The 10937-nt window shown below is 48.1% G+C and carries 7 protein-coding genes; 5 read left to right on the top strand and 2 right to left on the bottom strand.

Annotation, left to right across the window (positions count from 1 at the left end; genetic code table 11):
• Positions 1–157: 157 nt before the first annotated feature.
• Together NDA02_RS27330 and NDA02_RS27325 are read left to right on the top strand one after the other, a co-directional pair.
• Positions 158–652 carry a helix-turn-helix transcriptional regulator gene (locus NDA02_RS27330; protein ID WP_348248088.1) on the top strand — a complete coding sequence of 165 codons (495 nt, stop codon included), beginning with the start codon at positions 158–160 and terminating at the stop codon, positions 650–652.
• Between the two features lie 274 nt (positions 653–926).
• A complete protein-coding gene (locus NDA02_RS27325) occupies positions 927–2765 on the top strand; it encodes an ATP-binding protein (protein ID WP_348256263.1) in 1839 nt (612 codons plus the stop codon).
• 259 nt (positions 2766–3024) lie between these two features.
• Here the strand turns inward: NDA02_RS27325 and NDA02_RS27320 are convergent, their stop codons facing one another.
• Positions 3025–3951: a protein-glutamate O-methyltransferase CheR gene (locus NDA02_RS27320; protein ID WP_190791716.1), complete on the bottom strand. Its 927-nt coding sequence runs from the start codon at positions 3949–3951 to the stop codon at positions 3025–3027.
• 511 nt (positions 3952–4462) lie between these two features.
• Between NDA02_RS27320 and NDA02_RS27315 the strand changes: the two genes are divergently transcribed.
• On the top strand, positions 4463–5065 hold the full coding sequence (locus NDA02_RS27315; protein WP_348256262.1) for a hypothetical protein: 603 nt from the start codon (positions 4463–4465) through the stop codon (positions 5063–5065).
• A gap of 282 nt (positions 5066–5347) precedes the next feature.
• On the opposite strand, the gene NDA02_RS27310 is transcribed toward NDA02_RS27315, so the two are convergent.
• Complete coding sequence (locus NDA02_RS27310) at positions 5348–6385, bottom strand: chemotaxis protein CheB (protein WP_348248091.1); 1038 nt, start codon at positions 6383–6385, stop codon at positions 5348–5350.
• Positions 6386–6632: 247 nt separating this feature from the next.
• On the opposite strand from NDA02_RS27310, the gene NDA02_RS27305 reads away from it, so the two are divergent.
• Both NDA02_RS27305 and NDA02_RS27300 read left to right on the top strand, forming a co-directional pair.
• Positions 6633–9629, top strand: coding sequence for a chemotaxis protein CheB (locus NDA02_RS27305; RefSeq protein WP_348256261.1), 2997 nt, complete (start codon positions 6633–6635; stop codon positions 9627–9629).
• Positions 9630–9820: 191 nt separating this feature from the next.
• Complete coding sequence (locus NDA02_RS27300; RefSeq protein ID WP_348256260.1) at positions 9821–10663, top strand: response regulator; 843 nt, start codon at positions 9821–9823, stop codon at positions 10661–10663.
• Positions 10664–10937 lie beyond the last annotated feature (274 nt).

Here is a 10937-nt window from a genome sequence, read left to right as displayed (position 1 = left end):
TTAATTCAGGGTTTAATTCAGGGTTAGACGCACTCACCCTATTCAACTGAATCGTAAGATTTCTGTTCTTGTCAGTTTTATCATCGACTGCCTTTTTTGAATCAAGCCAGACAACTTTCAGTTAAGCTTGTTTTTTTAAGCTCTTATCTAAACTTCCATGAGTTCACTTAAGTTAAATGAGGAAAGCTGTTCCGCTTTTGGTCGTCTTGTTTTACAGCATCTCAAGGATAACCCTCATACCAATATGAGCCAGCTTGCCAAGCAGGTTGGACTCTCCCAAGCAGGACTGAGCTGGATTTGCCTCGAACGCAATAGCCCCAGTGAGGAAACCGCTCGCAAGATTGCGCCTATCCTGGGGGTGGATTTAACCAAGATTGCTCGGCTGGTCTATGAAAACAAGCTAGAGAGTTTAGCGCGTCTGAGTGCGCTGAGTTATTCAGTCAAGGTCAAACAAGCTTGGGTGACTCGAAAAGTGCCGATTGAAGATGCGATCGCTGGATTAAATGCAGTTTTTCATGCGTTTCACTATGTGATCAGAAGCATACCTGAAGTAGAGAAGCCAACAGATTTTCAGATTTATAAGCAGGCCTATGAAGTGGTTAAAAGACAGTTTCTGAGAAACAGAATTTTAGCCGAGAGGTCAAACTCCTAAAGCTGTGCGAGCAAGGGACTTTTGTCACAGCCGCTTCTACAGAAACAATGGTCTTCGCGATCGAAGCGTTCTTAAGTAACATCACGATCTTACTTAAGTAATTTTTATCAGCGAGATAGGGATAGGTAATGCTGTAGATCTGTTGATAGCTTCTTTACCCTACCCTGCTCTACCGAGTTAGTTTTAGTGATCACTCGCTAAAACAAATCTGACGAGAGAGGCAAACAAACGGACTTGTACTTAAGGTGAGAATAGCGTGATTGGATGAAGTAATGTGAACCCTGATTGGTTGAGTCAGCAAATGAAGGCGTTAAGTGAGCGAGTGGGTGCCCTCCTGCATTACGCCCATGCCGACTCGTCACAACATCCAGAACTGTTGCCGCAAGCTCTGGCAGAACTGGGTAATTCCCTGGAAGAACTGCGGATATCTCAAGAGGCATTGCACCAGCAGAATCAGGAATTGCTTGAGGCTCAGGTGGCGCTAGAAGTTGAACGACAGCGTTACCAGGAGTTATTTGAATTTGCTCCGGATGGCTACTTAATCACCGACACAGACGGCAAAATTCAGAGAGCTAATCACACCATGAGTCAGTTGCTCAGGGTGTCGCAACCGTTCTTGATTGGGAAACTTCTAACTTCATACGTGGCTGAACCTGAGCGTCGAGCGTTTGATGACGAACTCAATCGATTGCCTCAGGTTGGACGGCTTCAAGAATGGGTAACTCAGCTACAGCCTTATGGTGCATCTGCTTTCGATGCTGCCTTAACCGTCACTACGGTATCTGATTCAACGGGTACGATTGTCAGCTTACGTTGGTTAGTGCGAGATATTACTGAACGAAAGCAACTGGAAGCAACGCGGCTGCGGGCAACCTTGGCTGAAATGACTAACCAAGCCCTAGAAGCAGAAATTGCCCAACGGAAGCAATTAGAGCAGGAACTACGACAGCAGACAGAATCCCTGCATCAAGCCAACACGCTCAAAGATGAATTTTTGGCGATCGTCTCACACGAACTCCGTTCTCCCTTAAATGTGATATTGGGCTGGGCGCAAATGCTGCGTAGTCGGCAGTTAGATGAGACCATGATGGCTCGTGCCGTAGAAACCATTGAGCGGAATGCTAAAGCCCAGGTAAAACTGATTGAAGATTTGCTAGATATTTCTCGCATCATTCGAGGCAGTCTGCATCTCAATATTCGCCCGGTCAATTTGGTTTCTGTGATTCAGGAAGCGATCGATGCGGTGCAGCTTGCCGTCACTGCGAAAAACATCGAGATTCGGTCAGTGCTTGATGAATCTACGAGTTTAGTGTCAGGAGATAGCGATCGCCTCCAGCAGGTAATTTGGAATTTGCTCTCGAATGCGATCAAGTTCACGCCGAGACAAGGGCAGATCGAAGTCCGGCTAGAGCAGGTTTCCTCTAACGCCGTCATTACAGTAAGTGACACAGGGCAAGGGATCGATCCAGCCTTTCTGCCTTATGTCTTTGACCGCTTTCGTCAGGCAGAACGAGCGACCACACGTCATCACGGTGGATTAGGGTTAGGACTGGCGATCGTGCGGCAATTGGTAGAGATGCATGGGGGAACAGTTGCCGCAAACAGTTCTGGTGAAGGGCAAGGAGCCACCTTTACGGTGCAGATTCCTCTAATGGCAGTTTGCATGGAGCCCAGTGAAGCCCAGACATCTATCCCTGAGAAGGCCAATGCATTCGCCTTGCATCACAGCTTGAGCAATGTGGATGTGCTGGTGGTTGATGATGAAGCCGATACCCGCAATCTGTTGACCGTTGTGCTAGAACGCGCCGGAGCCACGGTTAGATCAGCAGATTCGGTCAATGAAGCCTTGCATATGATTGAACGGTCGCAGCCTGATATCTTGATCAGCGATGTGGGGATGCCAGAGCAGGATGGATACGCACTGATCCGTCAGGTGCGGGAGAATGAGTCAGAGCGAGTCGGCACGATTCCTGCGATCGCCCTCACTGCTTACGCTAGAGAAGAAGACCGCAGGCAATTATTAAAGGCAGGCTTTCAGCTTCACCTCTCTAAGCCCGTTGAATCGACGGCATTAGTTGCGGCAGTGGTAAGCCAGGTTGGACGCAGTGCCTAGATTCAGCAGAAAAATTAGGTTCCAGAATCGTCTTATTGGGTTGATAACTAATGGGCGTTGCTGAAACGGAGTATGATATGCCCCCCTAGCCCCTCAAATTTTAGGGGAACCAGAATTCAAAGGGGGGAACCCGAATTCAAAGTCCCTCCTCGCTCTTTAAGAGCGGCAACCAATAAATTGGGGGATTTAGGGGGCGATACAGAAGCTAAATTTGCACCCTTCATATCCTGATTCCGCAATGCCAACTGTTTGCTGTCTATCAAAGTTGAGCTGTGATAAAAGGATAGCGGTTCAGTTCTGGCTCTAACCCCTTAGCATAAATTCTTTGCTTCAAGCTGACAGGTGTGAAAAGTTGTCTTTGATGAACTACCAACTCTGTCTGACCCAGAAAGAGAAAGCCAGTGTTGTTAAGAACAGAATGAAAGCGAGTCAGGATGGAATTTTGAGCTTCCGGCGTAAAATATATCAATACATTACGGCAGATCAGTAAATCAATTGCAGGTAGGGGAGCATCCTTCATCAGGTCATGCTGCTTAACTGTAACGATGCGGCGAAGCTTGGGGGAAAAGGCTAAACCTTTTGTGGTTTGCCTAAAGTATTTTTTAAGCAGGTCGGGAGGAATATCGAGAATTTCTAAGTCATTGTAGGTAGCGTTCTGGGCTTGGTGAAGCGTATCTCTATCGGCATCAGTGGCATAACACTGAAGTCGCTGCTGGCAGAATTCAACCCCTAAAACTTCTGCTAATAAGATTAAAAGGCTATAAATTTCTGCTCCAGTCGCACAGCCCGCGCTCCAAATTCGAATCGGTTCCTCTGACGGCTTACAGTCAATTATTTTAGGAATTACTTCAGTAGCTAGATAAATCCAGGCGTTGTAATCGCGGAAAAAGCCAGTAAAGTTAATCAGAACATCACTCAGCAGAGCAAGGTGTTCTTCTGAATCACATTGCAAATACTGTAGGTAGTTCTCGTAGGTATCAATGTTAATCCGTTGCATTCGGTGCCGAAATCGGCGCATCAACGTCGAGCGTTTATAGTGCGTTAAGTCACATTCTCGGCTGTACTTGAGGTAGTCTAACAGGGTTTCAAATTCCAGACTGGCTTCATCTAGAGTTTGAACTCGATTCCCCCCCAAGGGCTTCGTATCGTACAAAAGGCTATTCTCGAAGTGACTTTGAGCAAACATGTTTCACTCCTTTGTTAAATTCATCTCTTTACTAAGGGGGCATTGAGCGACCCTATATGAGTTGGCTTTCTCTACATCTGGCTGAATCAGGGAAAAATTTGTCCTCCAACCCCAATTCCGGAGATCGCAAAGATATAGCACCTCAAGGAGTTACCGGGTTATCTTTCGTATGCAAAACCTACTGCATGAACTCTGGGTACGAATAATATATTAACCTTAAGCTGAGATTGCCGCTTGCGTACGAATTAGAAAGGTTTATGTAAAAAATTTCAAGCTGCTCTGAGCGTACTGAATATGAACCGGATATGACCAAGAGCTTGATTGAACAGACATTTTTAATCCTGTTACTAAAGAATTGCTGTTGGAGCAATGATTATATGAACAGTTTTTGTTCCACCATCACATCAGAAGCTGTAAACGCATGATTCGTATGTAAAACTCATGATAGAGTCGATTCGTACAAAGTTATATTATCTTTATACAGAGATGGTCATTTGCGTACGAATTAAGCATGTCCTCATTTGAGAAACTTCAATCTGATCTGGATGCACTTAATGCCCAACGAGCACAAATCGTCGGGGAAGGCTGGTTTTTGCAACATTGCTGGTTGGTGCAGGTTAAGCCAGGAGGCACTGCCCATACTGACTCTAAGTATTGGCAGGTGAGAAGCCGTCAACCGCTCTTTAATGGCAAGACCCTAAAGCACCTAAAAGCGGAGGAAGTGGAGGATTACAGAGCCGCGATCGCCCGAGGTCGGCAGCTCAAGCAGGTCGATCGCCAGATTGAAAAACTTCAACAGCGGCTCAGGCAACAGACTTCTATAACAGACACCTCAAGAGACACTTCAAGTCGCTCATTCCCATCACCCCCACAGGAAACGCCTCTCCAGGGGCCAATGTTCGCGGGTGGTTCTCAGCGATCGTCGGAAGAATCGGTGGAACAGCCTCCAGAGTCAGGAAAATCCACTGATCTGACTGAGCAGGAGCGTCTCGTTAAAGAAGTGCTTGCGAATAGCCAGGCACTGAGAGCTTCACTACGGCGGTCAGTTGCGCTTTGCAAATGGTTAGGGGCAAGAAATATTGACCTGAGAAAAGGACATCCCCGTGCTCAGTAGAAGCGAAGCATCCTTTGCTCGGGCATACTTCGCTTGGCGTTGCTGAATCGAAGTATGAAGACACAACTTGAGACCCTGCATCGCCCCCTAAATCCTCCAATTTATTGGTTGCCGCTCTTAAAGAGCGAGGAGGGACTTTGAGGATCAGTTCCCTCCAATTTTGGGGGGCTAATCATACTCCAATTCAGCAACGCCCTTTGCTTTGCATATGTTTTGCTTTGCATATGTTTTGCTTTGCATATGTTTTGCTTTGCATATTTAATGCGATCGCCCCCGACAATCCTAAATTTCTTCAATGAGCTTTAATTCTTCAGCTAAATTGTCTTGGCTTAATACTTCGTTGCTCATCACCGCTTGCCGCACTAGTTTTGCTCGCCGCTGAGCGTCCTCAGCTTTTTGCAACAGCAGGTCTGCCGCCTCAGGCTCATTCATCTCGCGCAGATGCTTGGCAGTATGCTTCATTAACATCTCACTCTCTTCGATCGTGCGGATGCCACCCCAGAGCATTTCTTCGATGGATTGTGTTACCTCAGCTAAAAGGGAATTGAGCGAATAGGCGTGCCCAGTGTGGCAGCGAAAGCGCAGCAGGTTTCCTTCTTTCAACTGCAACAGTACGCCGTGGCACTCAGGACAAGTAAAGGGAGACAAATCGCCTAGCTTCATGATGCCCATCTCCAACCCATTGTCTTCCCGCGCAACGCCCACTTCAATATCCATTTTTTCAGACACCGGATTTTTCTCCTGCTCAGGAATCTCTTTGTGAACTAAATCTCCTAACAAAGCTCCCATTTTGCTGAGCGGTAAACAATAATCCACTTCTACCGCTTGCAATGCCGCCCTGGGCATTGAGGGGTGCATCGCATCAAGCGGGTCTTGAACGATGGCAATGCCGCCCCGCTCTTTAATGGCATATAGCCCAGCCGCGCCATCATCCAGGCTGCCCGTTAACACTATGCCAATGGCTCGTGTGCTATACGACCAGGCAGCAGAGCGAAACAAAACATCCACTGCTGGACGGAAGCGGTTTTCTTTGGGTCCTCGGGAGAGCCGAACCGTGCCTGGCTCAACCAACAAATGATGATCGGGAGGAGCCACATAGATATGACCCGATCGAATTGGCTCCTGGTCAACCGCCTGCGTTACGGATAGGGGAGTGATCCGCCCCAAAATTTGGGATAATAAGCTTGGGTAATCTGGAGAGATGTGCCAAACGATGAAGATTGCCGCAGGAAAGTCAGGGGGCAGTTGAGAAATCAGCGTTTCAAAGGCTCTGAGTCCTCCGGCTGATGCACCGATGACGATGATGTCTGGCTTTGGCACACAATACTCCTTATCGTCGTGAGTCTCAAACGACTCCTAAACGCAAAAGCTATCATACTCACCCAGCAAACAACACTGCCTTAGGGCTAGTCTGAGTCAGAGTGTGATGTAGGCGGTGACAAAGCCCGCGCTGAGCGCGATCGCCTCTTAGCCCCCCAGCAGATTTGCTCCATCATAAAAGATAGTTATAGGAGATACTTATAGGTAAGGGGTCGCCCTTAAGTTCGCAAAATAGTAGCTACGAGACATGGCACCCAGACGCCCTTCTAAAAAGCCTCAATCCGATTCTTCTGATCACCCCTCAGATCAGTCGCAGCAGAGCAGTGACAATCAAACAGACAGCCATGATGGATTATTTCCGGTTGTCGGAGTTGGAGCTTCGGCTGGAGGCTTGGAAGCTTTTACCCAATTGCTGCATCATTTGTCAACCGATACGGGAATGGCATTTGTTCTGATTCAGCACATGCCTGCCAATCTGGAAAGCACGTTGAGTACGATTCTTTCTAGAACGACTCAAATGCGGGTGCAGGAAGCGCAGGACGGCATGATGGTAGCCCCTAATCAGGTCTATGTGATTCCGTCGAATTTTTCGATGACGATCGCTCAAGGGGTCTTAAGACTAAAGCCTCGCTCAGAGGCAAGCGGCGTATTTATGTCGGTCGATATGTTTTTGCTCTCCCTGGCAGAGGAGCTGGGCAACAAAGCGATCGGCATTATTCTATCGGGGGGCAATTCGGATGGAACGCGGGGCATTCAAGCCATCAAAGGGGTTGGGGGTGTCACCTTTGCTCAATGTGAAAATACAGCACAAGTTGATAGTATGCCCAACACGGCGATCGCTACAGGCCAGGTAGACTTTGTTTTACCGCCTGACCAAATCGCCGCGAAACTGGCAGAAATCAGTCAGCACCCTTACATTGCCAGCCCCTCCCCTGTTGAATTGGATGGCAGCTCACCTGAAGACGAGAATTCTCTCACGGTGATCTTCAGTTTGCTGCGGAGGGCGACTGGCGTTGACTTTACCCACTATAAGCAAACGACATTAAGTCGCCGAATTCAGCGCCGGATGCTGTTGTACAAGTTGGAGCACCTAGACGATTACGCTCGTTATCTTGAGGGCAACCCGGCAGAAGTGATCGCGCTCTATCAAGATTGCTTGATTCATGTCACCAGTTTCTTTCGCGACCCTGAGAGCTTTGATGTCTTAAAAAGTCTCGTTTTTCCTGCCATCCTCAAAGACCGATCGCCCGGTAATCCCATTCGGATCTGGGTGGCAGGCTGCTCTACAGGGGAAGAAGCGTACTCGATCGCCATCTCCCTGCTCGAATTTCTCGCGGATCAGCATCCCCGTGTGCCGATCCAAATTTATGCCACTGACATCAGTGAGGCAGCGATCGAACAAGCCCGCAGCGGCATTTACACCGCTAGCCAGGTTGCCAATGTTTCTGCCCAACGGCTCTATCGGTTTTTTGCCCAGGTTGAGGGGAACTACCAGATTAGTAAAGCGGTGCGCGAGGTGTGCGTCTTTGCCAAACAAAACCTGATTAGTGATCCGCCCTTTTCGCGGCTCGACTTAATTAGCTGTCGCAATGTGTTGATTTATCTAGACAATACTTTGCAGAAAAAGCTCTTGCCCATTCTCCATTACGGGTTGAAGCCCACGGGCTTTCTCATGATTGGCACGTCAGAAACCGTTGGTGACTTTACAAACCTGTTCGCGCTGTGTGATAAAAAGAACAAAATTTACGCCAAAAAACTAACAACGGCTCGACCCAACCTTGATCTGACTGCCAGCTCTTATTCTCCAATGATCATTGAGCCTCAGCCGCTTGAACCCGATCATCTCCCCAGCGACTTAGAGCTGCAAAGAGAAGCCGATCGCATTGTATTGAACGAATATGCCCCCGCTGGAGTGGTCGTTGATGCCAACCTGGAGATCCTGCAATTTCGCGGCAAGACCAGCTCCTATCTGGAACCGATTCCCGGTCGCGCCAGCTTAAATCTGCTCAGAATGGCAAAAGGAGAATTGCGGCGAGAATTAGAGTCTGCTATCTATCAGGCCAAACAACAGAAGTTGCCCATCAAACGAGACGGCTTACAGGTGAGAGAAGCGGATCGAATTCGATCAATCACCGTCAATGTCATACCTTTGCAGGTGGGGAAGAACCAGGAGTGTTTTTTGGTGCTGTTTGAAAGTGCTTCAACGCTGGAGTTAACCATTGCATCCGACGATGGCAGCACTTCCACGAAGCACAAGACCCGCGATGTTCAGGAGATCGATCGGCTCAAGCAAGAACTGACCGTAACCCGAGAACATCTGCAATCAATCATTGAGGAGCAGCAAGCCACTAATCAAGACTTGCGGGCTGCCAACGAAGAAATTTTGTCGAGCAATGAAGAGCTGCAAAGTACGAATGAGGAACTTGAAACGGCAAAAGAAGAAATTCAGGCGGCGAATGAAGAACTGAACACCATCAATGATGAGCTGCGTCGTCGCACGCAAGAAGCTACTCAAGTCGGCAACGATTTGCAGAATTTGCTCAACAGCATTCATGTTCCCATCCTGATGCTGGGAGCGGATCTGCAAATTCGGCAATTCACTTCAGCGATGGAAGGGATCTTTAACCTGATCTCGACCGACATTGGGCGACCCCTGAGTGACATAACCCATAAACTGAACGTGCCCAACCTGGAGCAACAAATTTTAGAGGTGATTCGCACGCTCAACTTAAAGACTCAGGAGATTCAAGATCGAGACGGACGCTGGTATCATCTGCAAATTCGCCCCTATCGCACCGTTGACAACAAGATCGATGGGGCAGTGCTGATTTTGATTGATATTAACGACCTCAAACGCAGTAATGCTCAGTTGGTGGAAGCGAGAAACTATGCGGATGCGATCGTGGAAACCGTCTGGGAACCGCTGATCGTGTTAAATGGTGATTTGCAGGTGATCACCGCCAATCATTCGTTCTATGAAACGTTTCAGGTTTCAATCGTGCAAACCGAGCAATATTCGCTTTTTGAACTGGGTAACGGACAATGGAACATCCCCCAACTGCGATCGCAGCTTGAAGAGATTATTACCAGCAATACCCCGTTTCAAGATTTTCGAGTTGAGCATTCTTTTGCCCAAATTGGACATAAAGTCATGCGGCTCAAGGCTCGCAAAATGTCGATGAGTAACAACACCCAGATGATTTTGCTGGCGATCGAGGACATCACGGAGCAAAACCGATGCTAAGAGGAAAAGCTCTTGAAGGAATGTTGGATAGATCATTAGCAGATAGCACTATCAGAAGGCGCGATCGATGAGTCATGAGCAGACTGAGCAGCATTTTCAAATCATTCGTCACTGGCTGATGGCACTGCAACAGCAAAATCTACCCGGTTGGGACAAAATCGATGCCGTACTCGAAGATCTGCAAGTGACCTGTGAGCAGATGCAAACCCGTTTGGAGTCCGATCGCCTACCTCGTCACGGATGCCGATGGGGTAATTTTGGAAGCCAATGGGGCGAGCGCCCAACTCCTCAATGTGCCCCAAGCCTATCTAGTGGGGAAACCGATGGCTCGGTATGTGGCAGAGGGCGATCGTTCAGCCTTTCGGACTCATTTAAATCAGCTTTCTTATCAGAGGGGTAGCCAAGTTTGGCAAATGACCGTATGCCCGCGAGGTAAACAACCCTTTGCTACTGAATGGCATGTTGCGACCCTTGCGGTCTCTACAAAGCCGGATATCCCTCATCCTAACGGGCAGATCGAGATACGGATTGCAGTGTACGACTTGAGCCACTCCCAGCCGGAGAATTCTCAGTTAGAGCCTGGAGCAGTGATGCAACCTTCAAACCTCAAGCCTCAAACCTCACCTCCTGCATTGCCATTACCCCAATCTCTTGATGGTTTGCGGGTGCTTGTGGTGGAAGATGAAGCAGATATCCGCGAATTTGTTACCGCTATCTTTGAGGCGCATGGCATTGGTGTGAAAACGGTTTCGAGTGCAGCCGCAGCATTAGAGGCGTTAGAGCAGTTCCGTCCAGATGTGTTGCTGAGCGACATTCGAATGCCAGATGGGGATGGCTACGGTCTGATCCAGCAGGTTCGAGCGTTAGAAATTGAGCAGGGAAGACACATTCCTGCGGTTGCCATGACGGCGTATCTAGAAGAAGACCGAGAAAAGGCGATTAAGGCTGGCTTTGAGGCCCATTTGCACAAGTTGGCTCGACCGATTGAGTGGGTGGAGTTAATCGCTCAATTGGCCAGGCAGGTATCTCATTAGAGACATGATCCCTTTGGGCTAATCTTAAAACAGTTGTCTCAGAAGAGGAATTATTTCAAAAGAAGGCTAAGGATGACAGTGCCTCCTAATTCTTCCTGTACCTTGTTCTGGTGAAAAATCCTGGTGAAAACGGGGTCACGATAGTTCTATTAATTCACGGTTTAATTCAGGGTTTAATTCAGGGTTAGACGCACTCACCCTATTCAACTGAATCGTAAGATTTCTGTTCTTGTCAGTTTTATCATCGACTGCCTTTTTTGAATCAAGCCAGACA

This window comes from Leptolyngbya sp. ST-U4, assembly GCF_039962215.1.
Taxonomy (GTDB): Bacteria; Cyanobacteriota; Cyanobacteriia; order Elainellales; family Elainellaceae; genus Leptolyngbya_A.
Note: the sequence above shows the minus strand (reverse complement) of the source record. Positions and strands in the feature narration are given on the sequence as shown.